This window comes from Pseudomonas wadenswilerensis, assembly GCF_024749185.1.
Taxonomy (GTDB): Bacteria; Pseudomonadota; Gammaproteobacteria; order Pseudomonadales; family Pseudomonadaceae; genus Aquipseudomonas; species Aquipseudomonas wadenswilerensis.
Map to the genome: position 1 here is coordinate 3725325 of NZ_CP087191.1, position 13644 is coordinate 3738968.

Genomic DNA, 13644 nt, shown 5'->3' on the forward strand with positions numbered 1-13644 from the left:
GCTGTTGCGAAATTGCTTACAGTAAAATACTGTATGCGCATACAGCTAAAAAAGGAACGCTTCGTGGCCACCACTTCCGCCCCTGCCAGCAGTTACGAGCAACTGGGCACCCGCATCCAGAAAATCATCAATTCCCCCACCGCGCAAAAAGCCCGGGCCGCGCTGATCTTCTGCCTGGAGCACGAATCGCCTGAAGACTGGGCCACCCTGCTCGACGAAATCGCCGAGAACGACAACGTCACCCTCGCCTACCGCGATGACGGTGGCGTGCAGATTTTCTGGGTTGTGCCGAAGGAAGATTGAAAGCGCATGAGATTTCCGTTTTTTGCAGTAGCTTGTCTGTTGTTCAGTGTCACCACCGCCCACGCCGATGCACCGCGCACCTTCAACGAAGCCAAGAAGGTCGCCTGGCGCCTGTACGCGCCGCAGTCCACCGAGTTCTACTGCGGCTGCAAGTACAACGGCAACAAGGTCGATTTGAATGCCTGCGGTTATGTGCCGCGCAAGAATGCCAACCGCGCCTCGCGCATCGAGTGGGAGCATATCGTCCCGGCCTGGCATATCGGCCATCAGCGTCAATGCTGGCAAAGCGGCGGGCGCAAGAACTGCTCGCGCAATGACAAGGTCTACCAGCGCGCCGAGGCCGACCTGCACAACCTGGTGCCGAGCATTGGCGAGGTCAATGGCGATCGCAGCAACTTCAGTTTCGGCTGGCTGCCCGAGCAGCGCGGGCAATACGGCTCGTGCCTGACCCAGGTGGACTTCAAGGCCAAGAAGGTCATGCCGCGGCCGTCGATTCGCGGGATGATCGCGCGCACCTACTTCTATATGAGCAAGCAGTACAGCCTCAAGCTGTCCAAGCAGGACCGCCAGCTGTACGAAGCCTGGAACAAGACCTACCCGCCGCAGCCCTGGGAGCGCCAGCGCAACCAGCGAGTGGCCTGCGTGATGGGCCATGGCAATGAGTTCGTCGGACCCGTGAACCTCAGCGCCTGCGGTTGAGGCTCAGGCCAGCGCCTGCAGGTAGGCGCTGGCCTGCTGGTAACGGGCCAGGCGGGCAATGTCTTCAGGGCTGGGGATACTGATGCGCGACAGGTCGCTGTTGTCGGCAAGGTCAGCCAGCTTGACCACCCGCGCCAGCGGGTCATCGCCAACCCGCACAACGAAGGCTTCGTAGCTTTCGTCATCTCGCCGGCTCAGCGCCTGCACCGCCGCAAGGATCTTCAGGGCGAAGCCTTCGCGAGCAAGGTCGGAGAGTGTCATCGGTGAATCCTCGAGCACGTCGTGGAGCACCGCGACAATGCGCTGCTCGGGCGTCGTCACCCTCAGCATCACCCGCAACGGGTGGAGGATATAGGCTGCCCCACCTTTGTCGTGCTGTCCTTCATGTGCCCTCGCCGCAACCGCAATGGCCCGCTCCAGCGTAGACATATGGCCCTCCTGCTCAGCCTGGCTGTCGTCGCAGACGCGCCATGCTGTAGACATCGATCAACTCACCGTCACGCATAGCATAGTCAATCAATTGACCTTCAACCGTAAAGCCGAAGCGTTTGTACAAGGCCAGCGCCGGATGATTGTCGGTGTACACGGTCAGCTCGACGCGCTGCAGGCCCATCCAGTTGTCGGCCACCTCCAGTACCGCCTCCAGCAGGCGACTGCCGACACCTTTGCCTTGCCAGGCTGGCGCCACGCCCATGCCGATACCGCCACAGTGGGCACGGCGGATTCGCGCGTATTGCTCCAGCGAGCAACTGCCGATGACTTCGCCCTGGTGCAGCGCCACCAGAAACAGCATCCGCTCGTTGTCCAGGCTCAGTCGCTTGCGCCATATCTCCGGTGACTGGTAAGGCATCTGCAGCACCTGGCGCGCCACCCGCGGGTCGTTGTACAGCGCGGTCAGGCCCTCGACATGCTGTTCGGTACAACGCTGCAGGGTAATGGCGGCGGATGAATCACTCATGACGGCTCTCCTTGCGTAGAGCCGTGAGTGTACGAGGACCGGGAAGTCGCTGGCTAGCGCGGGGCGTCGTGCTGGATGACGATCGAGTCGGTGCCCAGGCGGGCCATGACGTCGGCTTGCTGCGCTTGCGCTTGAACCTTGTCGGGATAAGGGCCGAGCAGCACCACCGGCTTGCCGTTGCGGTAGACCACCGAGGACGGGATCTGCTTTTCGATCAGGCGGGCGGTCATGTCGCTCAAGGCGCCCATGTTCGCCCCCTGGACGATCTCGACATCCCAGCCCTGCGGCGCTGGCTGGTCAGCGGCGGCGTCGGCGGCGCGCTGCAGGTCGGCGCCGCCGCATTTTTCGCGAATGGCCAGGTTGCTGCCCTGGTCGGCAATAATGAGCTGATAGTCGCCGCCGGCCTGCTTGATCGCCACGTAGCTGCGATACGGCACGAAGACGCCAGCGTCATCCTTGCCACGCACCTGGCCGCAGATAATGCCTTGCTGGTCGAATCGCACGTTGGCGAACTTGGCTGTCTTGGGGTTCTGCAGGTGTTCGGCCACCTGCTTGTGCACGCCTTCGACTTCGTTCTCGCAACCGGCCAGAGCCAGCACCGCCATTACCACCGCCACTTTGCGCACGCGTCTATCTCCTGAATGCAAGCGGCGGATTTTAGCATCTGCAGGCAGGGCAATGGTTACTATCGACGGCTTATCGCGATCACTGTGGGAGCTGGCTTGCCAGCGATGAGGCCCGCGCGGTTGCCGCCTGAATTGCGACCGCTTCGCGCTCGATCGCTGGCAAGCCAGCTCCCACAGGGGCATTGGCCAGCCTTGGGACTGAAATGCAAAAAGGGCGACCCTTGCGGATCGCCCTTTCTGTTACCACACAGCAGTGTGGATTTGTTTGGTAGGCACAATTGGATTCGAACCAACGACCCCCACCATGTCAAGGTGGTGCTCTAACCAACTGAGCTATGTGCCTGCTGTGGGGCGCATAATACGCAGGTCTTTAACCTTCGTAAAGCGAAATTTCATAAAAAAATCAGCAGCTTTGCTTTACCAGCAAAAATACCGCGCAAACAAAAAAGGCGACCCTTTCGGATCGCCTTTTTCAGTACCGCCAGCAGGGGCGGATTTGATTTGGTAGGCACAATTGGACTCGAACCAACGACCCCCACCATGTCAAGGTGGTGCTCTAACCAACTGAGCTATGTGCCTGCTGTGGGGCGCATTCTACGCAATCGCCGAACAGTGTCAACTCTTTTTTTAACGCTAAGCCACTGAATAACAAAAGTATTTGCGAAAACCCGGGGTAAAGGATTTTCAACACACGACTAGCGGGTGTTTATTATTATTGATAGCATCGGTACAGTCGTAAAAAATATAAAACAGAGGTTTCGCAGCATGGCCAATACCCCCTACCCTCAGTCCTACTACGCCGCATCGGCCAATCCGGTTCCGCCGCGCCCGGCGCTGCAGGAAGAGGTACAGACCGATGTCTGCGTGATCGGCGCCGGCTACACCGGCTTGTCCAGCGCCCTGTTCCTGCTTGAAAGCGGCTTCAAGGTCACCGTGCTGGAAGCCGCCAAGGTCGGCTTCGGCGCCTCTGGCCGTAACGGCGGGCAGATCGTCAACAGCTATAGCCGCGACATCGACGTCATCGAACGCACCGTCGGCCCCAAGCAGGCGCAACTGCTGGGCCACATGGCCTTCGAGGGCGGGCGCATCATCCGTGAGCGCGTGGCCAAATACAACATCCAGTGCGACCTCAAGGACGGTGGCGTATTCGCCGCCCTGACACCCAAGCAGATGGGCCACCTGGAATCGCAAAAGCGCCTGTGGGAACGCTTCGGCCACACCCAGCTGGAGCTGATGGACCAGAAGCGCATCCGTGAAGTGGTCGACTGCGACCAATATATCGGCGGCATGCTCGACATGAGCGGCGGCCACATCCACCCGCTGAACCTGGCCCTGGGCGAAGCCGCCGCGGTCGAGTCGCTGGGCGGCAAGATCTACGAGCAATCGCCGGCCATCCGCATCGAGCGCGGCGCCAACCCGGTAGTGCACACCCCACAAGGTAAAGTGCGCGCCAAGTTCATCATCGTTGCCGGTAACGCCTACCTCGGCGGCCTGGTGCCGGAGCTGGCGGCCAAGTCGATGCCCTGCGGCACCCAGGTGATCACCACCGAGCCACTGAGCGAAGACCTGGCGCGCAGCCTGCTGCCGCAAGACTACTGCGTCGAAGACTGCAACTACCTGCTCGACTACTACCGCCTGACCGGCGACAAGCGCCTGATCTTCGGCGGTGGCGTGGTGTACGGCGCCCGTGACCCGGCCAACATCGAAGCGATCATCCGCCCGAAAATGCTCAAGGCCTTCCCGCAGCTCAAGGACGTGAAGATCGACTACGCCTGGACCGGCAACTTCCTGCTGACCCTGTCGCGCCTGCCGCAAGTGGGTCGCCTGGGCGACAACATCTATTACTCCCAGGGCTGCAGTGGCCACGGCGTTACCTACACCCACCTGGCGGGCAAGGTGCTGGCCGAGGCCCTGCGTGGCCAGGCCGAACGTTTCGATGCCTTCGCCGAGCTGCCGCACTACCCGTTCCCAGGTGGCCAACTGCTGCGCGTACCGTTCAGCGCCCTGGGCGCCTGGTACTACAGCCTGCGCGATCGTCTGGGCTTCTAATCGCCCTGCCCGGCCTGCGCCGTCACTGCCCCAGGGCGCTGACGGCCTGCCGGGCCGCTTGTTCCTGGCCCGCCTGGGCCAGGTCATTGGCCGCTTTCAGCCAGCGCTGACGGTCGACCTGGGCCGGCAACTGGCCCGGCTGCTGGACCAACACCGCCCAGCTCCCCTGCTTCTGCCAGGCTGATTCGAAGTCATCGAACTCCATCAGCAGGCGCCGGTTCATCCCCGCCCGCAACAATACCCGCTGCTTGTAGCGGTCGTAGCCGACCAGCAAGGCATAGCGCGGCTCGCTCCAGAACGCCGAACCTTCCTGAAAGCGCAGCAATACCGGATTACCCGCCGCGACTTGCGCCAGCAAGGCCTCCAGACGCGGATCGAGCGGATAGACCACCATGCCGTATTCGCGGCCAACCCGCTGGATCGAGCCTTCAAGCTTGTCGATGTTCTCCGGCAGGCCCAACGACTCGTCGAGCAATCCTGGGGTGATGCGTACACCCTGTTGCGACAGCAATGCCGCCAGGGCCATCGATGCGCTCTGGTTGGCTTCGCCACGGTAGAACGGTACCGAGCCGATCTCGACCCGTTGCGGCAGGTTTTTAAGCTGGGATGGCGGCTGGCTGGCGCAACCGGCCAGGGCCAGGCCTACCGCGCAGGCCGCCAGCAGGCGGCGTGGGGTGAAGCCGATTAGGGAAGTCAGTGGAGGCATGAACACTCGCTCGATGACGGCCGGCAGCCACTGCCCGGCCCTGAGCGCTGATCATAGGCTGGCGCGCGCCTCGGGTATAGCCCGCCGCAGGCTTAGAACAAAGCGGCCCAAGCCTCTAGACCATCGGTCAATAGCCTGCAACATGCAACGGGCTAGACTGAAGACGTGTCCGCGTTGGCGAGCCTTGTTGCCTTGCCGCGGACCTAAGGAGGCACACATGAGCCTGACAATGGCAATTTTGATGCTGGTCGGCGCCTGGTTGAGCGTCGCCGCCGCCATGCTCTGGGGGGTGTTGCGCATCGCCCGGCGTCATCATCCGCATCATCGTATTCAGCCCGAAGGCAAGGACGCGGTACCGGCGCGGCGTAGTCGCCGGCATGCCGGGGCGCATTAGATTCATAGCTGGCATAAAGCACTGTGGGAGCCGGCTTGCCAGCGATGCGGACACCGCGCAGTAACAAGCACCGCGCTGATCCCATCGCCGGCAAGGCCGGCTCCCACAGTTTCTACTTCAGCAATTATTAAGCTTCAGTAGCCTCGCGCTTCAAGCGCGCCCGGCGCGACATGATGTTGAGCACCTCGATCGCCGTCGAGAAGGCCATCGCCGCATACACATAACCCTTGGGTACATGAGCACCGAAACCTTCGGCGATCAGGGTCATGCCGATCATGATCAGGAAGCCCAGGGCCAGCATCACCACGGTCGGGTTATCGTTGATGAACCGGGCCAGCGGGTCGGCCGCCACCAGCATCACGATCACGGCACTGATCACGGCGATGATCATGATCGGCAGGTGCTCGGTCATGCCCACGGCGGTGATGATGCTGTCGATCGAGAAGACGATGTCCAGCACCAGGATCTGCCCGATCGCCGCAGCAAAGCCCAGGGTGATGGTCGACGACGCCTTGGCTTCAGCCTGGGCGCGCGGGTCGACGCTCTCGTGGATTTCCTTGGTCGCTTTCCACAGCAGGAACAGGCCACCGGCGATGAGGATCATGTCCTTCCAGGAGAAGGTATGACCAAACACATCGACAACCGGCTCGGTGAGCTGGACGATCCAGGCCACGGTGCTGAGCAGGCCCAGGCGCATCACCAGCGCCATGCTGATACCAATGCGCCGCGCCTTGGAGCGAAATTCTTCAGGCAACTTGTTGGTCAGGATCGAGATGAAGATCAGGTTGTCGATACCGAGGACGATCTCCATGGCCACCAGGGTGGCCAGGGCGACCCAGGCGGTCGGGCTTGCAGCGAGTTCCAACAAGTATTCCATGAATCAAATCCTGCATCGGGGTAAGGGGTGGGTCAGATGTCCTGGGCGCTGTCGTCGCGCTCGGGTTTACCAGCCTTGTCGCTGCCTTCGGAGCCGGTGGCTTCGCTCAGGGCCTGCTGGGCGGCTTCGTTGGTTTTATCGATGGCTTCCTTGGCCGACTCCGCCGCCTGGTTGAGCATCTGCTGGGCGGACTTTTCCGCCTGCTCGCAACCGCTCATGGCCAGCAGGGCCAGCAGCAACACCAGGGGTGTACCGATGGATTTGAAGTGAAGCATCTGTGGATCTCCGTGCAATTAAATCGGTGCTCATTCAGGGGCACCGTGATGGCAAGGGATTCTAAAGAGCTGAATACATCAGGAAAATTCGTATTTTCAGCGGTTATACTTCGGTTTTTACGAATCGGGAATCAGCATGCTCAATTACCGGCAACTGCATTACTTCTGGGTGGTGGCCAAGACCGGCAGCATCGTGCGGGCCTGCGAGCAGTTGAACCTGACCCCGCAGACCATCAGCGGGCAGATCACCCTACTCGAACAAACCTATGGCATCGAGTTGTTCCGCCGGGTCGGGAGGCAGCTGGAGCTGACCGAGAGCGGCCGGCAAACCCTGACCTACGCCGAACAGATGTTCCAGATTGGCGGCGAGCTCGAAGCCATGCTGCGGGCCCGGCCTGATGAGCAGCAGATCCTGTTTCGGGTCGGGGTGGCGGATGTGGTGCCCAAATCCATCGTCTATCGCCTGCTGGCACCGACCATGCACATGGAAGACGCCCTGCGCCTGAGCTGCCGCGAAGACAAACTCGAACGGCTGCTGGCGGACCTGGCGATCCAGCGCCTGGACCTGGTGATTTCCGACAGCCCCATGCCCAGTCACCTGGACATCAAGGGCTACAGCCAGAAGCTCGGTGAATGCGGCATCAGCTTTTTTGCAACGCCCGTGTTGGCCGAGCAGTACGGGCGCAACTTCCCGGCCTGCCTGCAACACGCGCCGCTGCTGATCCCCGGCCAGGAAACCGTAGTGCGCAGCCGCCTGCTGCGTTGGTTTGCCGAGCAGCAACTGCAACCACGGATCGTTGGCGAGTTCGACGACAGCGCCTTGATGCAGGCCTTCGGCCAATCCGGCAGCGGTATCTTCATTGCCCCCAGCGTGATTGCCGACGAGGTGTGCAAGCAGTATGGCGTCGAGCTGATCGGCCAGACCGACGCGGTCAACGAGTCGTTCTACGCCATCTCGGTGGAGCGCAAGGTCAAGCACCCGGGCATTGTCGCCATCACCGAAGGCGCCCGACGCCAGTTGTTCAACTGGTAGCCGGTTGCAGGCGCGGGCTCATCAGCCCCAGCGCCAGCAGCACCGACAGGCCGATGAGGATAGCGGCGGCGTAACCGAGGTTGGCCAGGCCCAGGGTATCGATCACCCGCCCGCCAATCACCGCGCCCAGGCCAATGCCCAGGTTGGCCCCGGCGATGTTCAGCGAAGCGGCAAAGGCCGGTGCCTGGGGCGCGGCCTTGATCAGCCGCACATGGCTGACCAGAAACAGCGCCGCCTGGGTCATGCCCCAGATCGCCAGGGCCAGGCCCAAGCCGTACACCGTATGGATCGCTGGCACCACGGCGATCATGCCGACCATCATCAGGGCACAGAAGGCAGCCGAGGCTTTCAACGGATGCCGATCGACCGCGCGACCCCCCAGGCTGTTGCCGATCAGGCCGACCGCACCAAAGCCCATCAGGCACCAGCCGACCAGCGCGCCGTCAAAGCCGGCCAGGCGCTCGAGCATGTCGGCCAGGTAGGTGTAGGCGGTGAACATGCCGCTGAACACCAGCACCGAGAGCAGCACATGGCCTTGCAACAGGCGGCTGCGCAGGATGCCGAACTGGCCAAGCAGCGAGGTGGCCTGGTTATGCCGGGGCGTGCGCGGCAGGTAGACGTACAGCAGCAAGGCCTTGGCCAGAGCCAGCAGCGCCAGCACCGCAAAGGCCGCGCGCCAACCCAGGGCGTCGCCGATCAGGGTACCGACCGGAATGCCGAACACCGTGGCGCACACTACGCCGAAGCTGATCTTGGAAATGGCCCGGCCGGCATAGGCCGGGCCGACGATGTCGACTGCTGTTTCACTGGCCAGGGCCCAGAACACCGGCAAACCCAAGGCCGGGATCAAGCGCGCCACGCCCATCACATAGAGGTTGTCGGCCATGGCCGCCAGGGCGTTGGACGCGGCGAACACCAGCAAAATGCCGACGAACAGGCGCTTGCGCTCGAAGCGCGCCGCCCAGGCGGTGAGAAATGGGCCGAAGCAAGCCACGGTGAAGGCGAACAGGGTCACCAACAGGCCCGCCTGGGACACGCTGACCTCAAGGTCGCGGGCAATGCCCGGCAGCAGGCCGACGATGACGAACTCGGTGGTCAGTACAGTGAAGCCGGCCGCAGCCAGCAACAAAATAGGCAGTAACATCTACACTCCGCAGCTAAACAAAAAACGGCCAGGGCCGTTTGCAAAGGGCGCGCATACTACACGCCCGCCCTACCGTCTGACACAGCGCAATCACTAAATGTGCCCTGCTGTGCTAAAGTCGCGCCCTTTTTCTCGGCCCTGCCCCGCCAGGTGCCCCATGCTCCAGCGCCGTGGTTCGCCCGCCGCCCCTGAACAAGACAGAGAAACACCTGACATGACCCCTGTTCTAAACCTGTTGAACCGCACCAGCCTGGTGGTCCAGATCATGATCGGCCTCGTCGCCGGTATCGCCATGGCGGTGTTCGCCCCCGACACCGCCGCCAGCCTCGGCTTTGTCGGCAAGGTGTTCGTTTCCGCACTGAAGGCGGTGGCGCCGATCCTGGTGTTCATCCTGGTCATGGCTTCCATCGCCAACCACCGTCACGGCACGGAAACCCATATCCGCCCGATCCTGGTGCTGTACCTGTTCGGCACCTTCGCTGCCGCTGTGGTCGCGGTGATCGCCAGCATGGCCTTCCCTTCGAACCTGGCGCTGAGCACCTCGGACGTTGCCCTGAGCGCACCCGGCGGTATCACTGAAGTGCTGCAGAGTTTGCTGCTGAGCGTGGTCGACAACCCGGTGAGCGCGCTGATGAACGCCAACTTCATCGGCGTGCTGGCCTGGGCCATCGGCCTCGGCGTGGCGATTCGTCATGCTGGGGAAACCACGCGGACGGTGGTTGCCGACCTGTCCAACGGGGTGACGCTGATCGTGCGCGTGGTGATTCGTTTCGCGCCGCTGGGGATTTTCGGCCTGGTCGCCTCGACCCTGGCGCAGTCCGGGCTGGACGCCCTGCTCGGCTACCTGCACCTGCTGGCCGTGCTGATCGGTTGCATGCTGTTCGTGGCGCTGGTGGTCAACCCGATCATCGTCTTCTGGAAGATTCGCCGCAACCCCTTCCCGCTGGTACTGCTGTGCCTGCGTGAAAGCGGCATCACCGCCTTCTTCACCCGCAGCTCGGCGGCCAACATCCCGGTGAACATGGCCCTGAGCGAAAAACTCGGCCTGCATGAAGACACCTACTCGGTGTCGATCCCGCTGGGCGCGACGATCAACATGGCCGGCGCAGCCATCACCATCACCGTGCTGACCCTGGCCGCCGTACATACCCTGGGCATTGCCGTCGACATCCCTACCGCGATCCTGCTCAGCGTCGTCGCCGCCGTGTGTGCCTGCGGCGCCTCGGGCGTAGCCGGTGGTTCGCTGCTGCTGATCCCGCTGGCCTGCAGCCTGTTCGGCATCCCCAGCGAGATCGCCATGCAGGTGGTGGCCGTTGGCTTCATTATTGGTGTGCTGCAGGACTCGGCGGAAACCGCGCTGAACTCCTCCACCGACGTCCTGTTTACCGCCGCGGCCTGCCTGGCCGAGGAACGCCAGGCCGCCTGAGCCTGACCGGCAGCCGGTGCGTCCTGCACCGGCTGCTTGTGTTTTACCCTGTTGCGCACCTAGGCTAGAGGCCTTTCTTCGCATAGAGACAGGGCCATGTCCGCCGAACACGAAACCCCTTCCGACGCCCGCTTCACCAGCACCGAGATTCGCGTGCTCGGTTCGCTGATCGAAAAACAGGCCACCAGCCCGGAAACCTACCCCCTGACCCTCAACGCCCTGGTGCTGGCCTGCAACCAGAAGACCAGCCGTGAGCCGGTGATGAACCTTAGCCAGGGCCAGGTCGGTCAAGCCCTGCGCGCGCTGGAAGGCCAGGGCCTGACCCGCCTGCAGATGGGCAGCCGCGCCGACCGCTGGGAGCAGCGCGTGGACAAGGCCCTGGAGCTGGTACCGGCGCAGGTGATCCTGCTCGGGCTGATGTTCCTGCGCGGGCCGCAGACCGTTAACGAGCTGCTGACCCGCAGCAGCCGCATGCATGAGTTCGAAGATGCCGAGCAGGTCGTGCACCAGCTCGAGCGCCTGATCGCCCGCGGCTTTGCCCTGCACCTGCCGCGTCAGGCCGGGCAGCGAGAGGATCGCTATACCCATGCACTGGGGGATCCGGCCGAGATCGAGGCGATTCTGGCGGCGCGTCAGCAAGGGCCGGAGCGCTCGGCCGGCGGCGCAGTGTCGGTAGAGCGGATTGAAGCGCTGGAAGCACGGATCGCGGCGCTGGAAGAGCGCTTGGCGCAGTTCGAGTAAACCCGGGGCTGCTTTGCAGCCCATCGCTGGCAAAGCCAGCTCCCACAGGGTTTGGTGCCAACAGATCCATTGTGGCAAACCAGCTCCCACAGGGTTTGGTGTACACGGATCCACTGTGGGAGCCGGCCTTGCCGGCGATGGGGCCTACGCACTACCCGCGGGCAAACGCCACCGCCCGCGCCACCTGCTCCGCCGTCGGCCGCACCCCGGTGTACAGCACAAACTGCTCCAGCGCCTGCAAGGCAATCACCTCAAGCCCGGTAATCACCGGCTTGCCCAAGCGCTGGGCCTCGACGATCAACGGTGTCTGCGCCGGCATCGCCACCACATCGAACACCTGCTGGGCCGCCGCAATCGCCTCGGGCGCGAACGCCAACTGTTCTGCCTCGACCCCACCGGCCATGCCAATCGGCGTGACATTCACCAGCATCGGCGGGCACAGGTCGCCCAGCTGCGCCTGCCAGCGATACCCGCAGCTATCGGCCAACTGGCGGCCTGCCTGTTCATTGCGGGCGACGATAATGCCCTGGGTGAAACCGGCATCACGCAAGGCACTGGCCACCGCCTTGGCCATACCGCCACTGCCGCGCAGGGCGAAGGCCGTGGATGGATCGATCCGGTGCTGCGCCAGCAGCTGACGTACAGCCAGGTAATCGGTGTTGTAGGCCTTGAGATGACCGTCGGTGTTGACGATGGTGTTGATCGACTCGATGGCCGCCGCCGACGGGTCGATTTCATCGACCAGGGCCATGCAGGCTTCCTTGTACGGCATCGACACGCCGCAACCGCGAATACCCAGCGCGCGAATACCCGCGACCGCCGCCGGCAGGTCCTGGGTGGTCATGGCCTTGTAGTAGTAATCCAGCCCCAGCTGCTGATACAGATGGTTATGAAAGCGCACGCCAAAGGTGCCCGGACGCCCGGCCAGCGAGATGCACAGCACGGTGTCTTTGCCTGGAACAGTTGCCATTTGATTCTCCCCCTCAAGCGAATCGGCATTATGCCCAAACGCCAAGCATGGCGATGATGTTCACTATCACTCAGGTTGATTTCAACCGCCAGGCACTGGCCGTTAAGGTAGGCCCATGATTCGCAGGAGGAACCCACAATGGCCCCTATCAACATCATGTCCGTCATCGGCAGCGCCGTCCCCACTTCGCTCAGGGAGCTGGGCCTGCTGGCCTGCTGGTACCTGGTGCGCAATGGCGAAGCGATCTCCGGGCCATTGACCTCGCTGCCCGCCGCCCAGGCCCTCGCCGACCGGCTCGAAGGCCCCGGCCTGCAAGCCTGAGGCTAGCCACCGTTTTATCGTGCGTTGCTCCGCACAGCCCCTTGCCCCGCCCTTTGGCGGGGCTTTTTATGGGCGGTCGATCCGTTTGGCGGGGATTGCTATCATCGTCCCGGTTTTGAATGACCAAGCATGCTATCGGGAAGTTGTCATGAAGGTAATCAACTGGGGAATGATCGGCTGCGGCAGCGTTGCCGAGCGCAAGAGTGGCCCGGCGTTCTACAAGGCGCCGGGTTCGGCGCTGGTGGCAGTGATGGGCCGGCGCCCCGCCGCCGCCCAGGACTATGCCACGCGCCATGGCATCGCCAAGGTTTACAGCGATGCGGCGCAGCTGATCGCCGACCCGCAGATCGATGCGGTGTACATCGCCACCCCACCCGACAGCCATTTTGCCTACAGTCTGCAGGTCGCAGCGGCCGGCAAGCACTGCTGCGTGGAAAAACCGATGTCGCTCAATGCCGACAGCAGCCAGCAGATGCAACAGGCCTTTGTCGACGCCGGGCGGCATCTGTTCGTGTCCTATTACCGACGTTCATTGCCGCGCTTCCAGCAAGTTCGCCAATGGCTGCAGGACGGCCGGATTGGCGAGGTCCGGCACCTGAGCTGGACCCTGACCAAACCCCCTACCGATGGCGACCGTAGCGCCAGCCCCAACTGGCGCACCGATCCGCAAATCGCCGGTGGCGGTTACTTTGCCGACCTTGCCAGCCATGGCCTGGACCTGTTCCAGTACCTGCTCGGCGATATTGTCGAGGTTACCGGCTACACCGCCCGCCAGGCCGGCCTGTATGCCGCCGAAGATGCCGTGGCTGCCAGCTGGCGTTTCGCCAGTGGCGCGTTGGGCATGGGCTGCTGGAACTTCGTTGCCGACCGACGCGAAGACCGCGTGGATATCATCGGCAGCAAAGGCCGGATCGGCTTCTCGGTATTCGACGAATACCCGGTACGCCTGGACGCCGACCAACAGCTCAGCCTGCAGATCGCCAACCCCGAGCACATCCAGTGGCATCACGTACTGGGCATGAATGCGCATATTCGCGGTGAGGCCAGGCACCCGGCGGTCGCCGCGCAAGCGCTGAAAACCGACTGGGTGATGGACCGGATCCTGGGGCGCGAATGATTGTT

The 13644-nt window shown here is 62.9% G+C and carries 16 protein-coding genes, 2 tRNA genes and 1 pseudogene; 9 read left to right on the forward strand and 10 right to left on the reverse strand.

Translation table 11 applies throughout. The features are described from left to right. The first annotated feature begins 33 nt into the window (after nucleotides 1–33). A complete protein-coding gene (locus LOY45_RS17105) occupies nucleotides 34–303 on the forward strand; it encodes a DUF1654 domain-containing protein (RefSeq protein WP_258578088.1) in 270 nt (89 codons plus the stop codon). Between the two features lie 6 nt (nucleotides 304–309). Continuing rightward, entirely contained in the window at nucleotides 310–1002 is a 693-nt protein-coding gene (locus LOY45_RS17110; protein ID WP_258578089.1) for an endonuclease, read from the forward strand. A 3-nt stretch (nucleotides 1003–1005) separates the two neighbouring features. On the opposite strand, the gene LOY45_RS17115 is transcribed toward LOY45_RS17110, so the two are convergent. The 5 genes from LOY45_RS17115 to LOY45_RS17135 form a co-directional block, all read right to left on the reverse strand. Next, nucleotides 1006–1431, reverse strand: coding sequence for a bifunctional (p)ppGpp synthetase/guanosine-3',5'-bis(diphosphate) 3'-pyrophosphohydrolase (locus LOY45_RS17115; RefSeq protein WP_115086320.1), 426 nt, complete (start codon nucleotides 1429–1431; stop codon nucleotides 1006–1008). Between the two features lie 13 nt (nucleotides 1432–1444). After that, nucleotides 1445–1960, reverse strand: a complete 516-nt coding sequence (locus tag LOY45_RS17120; protein WP_233673808.1) for a GNAT family N-acetyltransferase — start codon at nucleotides 1958–1960, stop codon at nucleotides 1445–1447. Between the two features lie 53 nt (nucleotides 1961–2013). Next, on the reverse strand, nucleotides 2014–2586 hold the full coding sequence (locus tag LOY45_RS17125; protein WP_115086318.1) for an SPOR domain-containing protein: 573 nt from the start codon (nucleotides 2584–2586) through the stop codon (nucleotides 2014–2016). Between the two features lie 266 nt (nucleotides 2587–2852). Beyond that, nucleotides 2853–2929 (reverse strand) — tRNA-Val (locus LOY45_RS17130). A 159-nt stretch (nucleotides 2930–3088) separates the two neighbouring features. Further along, nucleotides 3089–3165, reverse strand: a tRNA-Val gene (locus tag LOY45_RS17135). 186 nt (nucleotides 3166–3351) lie between these two features. Here LOY45_RS17135 and LOY45_RS17140 point away from each other — a divergent pair. Continuing rightward, entirely contained in the window at nucleotides 3352–4635 is a 1284-nt protein-coding gene (locus tag LOY45_RS17140) for an NAD(P)/FAD-dependent oxidoreductase (RefSeq protein WP_115086317.1), read from the forward strand. A 22-nt stretch (nucleotides 4636–4657) separates the two neighbouring features. On the opposite strand, the pseudogene LOY45_RS17145 reads toward LOY45_RS17140, so the two are convergent. Then, nucleotides 4658–5396: pseudogene (locus LOY45_RS17145) on the reverse strand (peptidase C39 family protein). Nucleotides 5397–5558: 162 nt separating this feature from the next. Here LOY45_RS17145 and LOY45_RS17150 point away from each other — a divergent pair. Next, complete coding sequence (locus tag LOY45_RS17150) at nucleotides 5559–5735, forward strand: hypothetical protein (protein WP_166675699.1); 177 nt, start codon at nucleotides 5559–5561, stop codon at nucleotides 5733–5735. Between the two features lie 127 nt (nucleotides 5736–5862). Here the strand turns inward: LOY45_RS17150 and LOY45_RS17155 are convergent, their stop codons facing one another. After that, complete coding sequence (locus LOY45_RS17155; RefSeq protein ID WP_115086315.1) at nucleotides 5863–6612, reverse strand: TerC family protein; 750 nt, start codon at nucleotides 6610–6612, stop codon at nucleotides 5863–5865. 32 nt (nucleotides 6613–6644) lie between these two features. Beyond that, complete coding sequence (locus LOY45_RS17160) at nucleotides 6645–6887, reverse strand: hypothetical protein (RefSeq protein ID WP_115086314.1); 243 nt, start codon at nucleotides 6885–6887, stop codon at nucleotides 6645–6647. 136 nt (nucleotides 6888–7023) lie between these two features. Between LOY45_RS17160 and nhaR the strand changes: the two genes are divergently transcribed. Continuing rightward, nucleotides 7024–7920, forward strand: a complete 897-nt coding sequence (gene nhaR, locus LOY45_RS17165) for a transcriptional activator NhaR (protein WP_115086313.1) — start codon at nucleotides 7024–7026, stop codon at nucleotides 7918–7920. On the opposite strand, the gene LOY45_RS17170 is transcribed toward nhaR, so the two are convergent. Then, entirely contained in the window at nucleotides 7910–9064 is a 1155-nt protein-coding gene (locus LOY45_RS17170; protein WP_115086312.1) for an MFS transporter, read from the reverse strand. The two genes, nhaR and LOY45_RS17170, sit on opposite strands and share 11 nt — an antisense overlap. A gap of 214 nt (nucleotides 9065–9278) precedes the next feature. Here LOY45_RS17170 and sstT point away from each other — a divergent pair, with 214 nt between their 5' ends. Next, on the forward strand, nucleotides 9279–10490 hold the full coding sequence (gene sstT, locus LOY45_RS17175) for a serine/threonine transporter SstT (protein WP_115086311.1): 1212 nt from the start codon (nucleotides 9279–9281) through the stop codon (nucleotides 10488–10490). 96 nt (nucleotides 10491–10586) lie between these two features. Further along, a complete protein-coding gene (locus LOY45_RS17180) occupies nucleotides 10587–11231 on the forward strand; it encodes a YceH family protein (protein WP_115086310.1) in 645 nt (214 codons plus the stop codon). 151 nt (nucleotides 11232–11382) lie between these two features. Here the strand turns inward: LOY45_RS17180 and LOY45_RS17185 are convergent, their stop codons facing one another. Next, nucleotides 11383–12201, reverse strand: a complete 819-nt coding sequence (locus LOY45_RS17185) for a shikimate 5-dehydrogenase (RefSeq protein WP_134063050.1) — start codon at nucleotides 12199–12201, stop codon at nucleotides 11383–11385. A 138-nt stretch (nucleotides 12202–12339) separates the two neighbouring features. Between LOY45_RS17185 and LOY45_RS17190 the strand changes: the two genes are divergently transcribed. Together LOY45_RS17190 and LOY45_RS17195 are read left to right on the forward strand one after the other, a co-directional pair. Further along, on the forward strand, nucleotides 12340–12522 hold the full coding sequence (locus LOY45_RS17190) for a hypothetical protein (RefSeq protein ID WP_115086308.1): 183 nt from the start codon (nucleotides 12340–12342) through the stop codon (nucleotides 12520–12522). Between the two features lie 148 nt (nucleotides 12523–12670). After that, the gene (locus LOY45_RS17195) at nucleotides 12671–13639 is read left to right on the forward strand and encodes a Gfo/Idh/MocA family protein (protein WP_258578091.1); all 969 of its coding nucleotides are present in this window, start codon (nucleotides 12671–12673) and stop codon (nucleotides 13637–13639) included. Nucleotides 13640–13644: the final 5 nt, after the last annotated feature.

Coding starts and splice junctions, on each gene's coding strand:
- LOY45_RS17150 (WP_166675699.1), top strand. CDS start 5,559: ATGAGCCTGACAATGGCAATTTTGATGCTGGTCGGCGCCTGGTTGAGC.
- LOY45_RS17180 (WP_115086310.1), top strand. CDS start 10,587: ATGTCCGCCGAACACGAAACCCCTTCCGACGCCCGCTTCACCAGCACC.
- nhaR (WP_115086313.1), top strand. CDS start 7,024: ATGCTCAATTACCGGCAACTGCATTACTTCTGGGTGGTGGCCAAGACC.
- LOY45_RS17160 (WP_115086314.1), bottom strand. CDS start 6,887: ATGCTTCACTTCAAATCCATCGGTACACCCCTGGTGTTGCTGCTGGCC.
- LOY45_RS17155 (WP_115086315.1), bottom strand. CDS start 6,612: ATGGAATACTTGTTGGAACTCGCTGCAAGCCCGACCGCCTGGGTCGCC.
- LOY45_RS17185 (WP_134063050.1), bottom strand. CDS start 12,201: ATGGCAACTGTTCCAGGCAAAGACACCGTGCTGTGCATCTCGCTGGCC.
- LOY45_RS17195 (WP_258578091.1), top strand. CDS start 12,671: ATGAAGGTAATCAACTGGGGAATGATCGGCTGCGGCAGCGTTGCCGAG.
- LOY45_RS17120 (WP_233673808.1), bottom strand. CDS start 1,960: ATGAGTGATTCATCCGCCGCCATTACCCTGCAGCGTTGTACCGAACAG.
- LOY45_RS17190 (WP_115086308.1), top strand. CDS start 12,340: ATGGCCCCTATCAACATCATGTCCGTCATCGGCAGCGCCGTCCCCACT.
- LOY45_RS17105 (WP_258578088.1), top strand. CDS start 34: ATGCGCATACAGCTAAAAAAGGAACGCTTCGTGGCCACCACTTCCGCC.
- LOY45_RS17110 (WP_258578089.1), top strand. CDS start 310: ATGAGATTTCCGTTTTTTGCAGTAGCTTGTCTGTTGTTCAGTGTCACC.
- LOY45_RS17115 (WP_115086320.1), bottom strand. CDS start 1,431: ATGTCTACGCTGGAGCGGGCCATTGCGGTTGCGGCGAGGGCACATGAA.
- LOY45_RS17140 (WP_115086317.1), top strand. CDS start 3,352: ATGGCCAATACCCCCTACCCTCAGTCCTACTACGCCGCATCGGCCAAT.
- LOY45_RS17170 (WP_115086312.1), bottom strand. CDS start 9,064: ATGTTACTGCCTATTTTGTTGCTGGCTGCGGCCGGCTTCACTGTACTG.
- sstT (WP_115086311.1), top strand. CDS start 9,279: ATGACCCCTGTTCTAAACCTGTTGAACCGCACCAGCCTGGTGGTCCAG.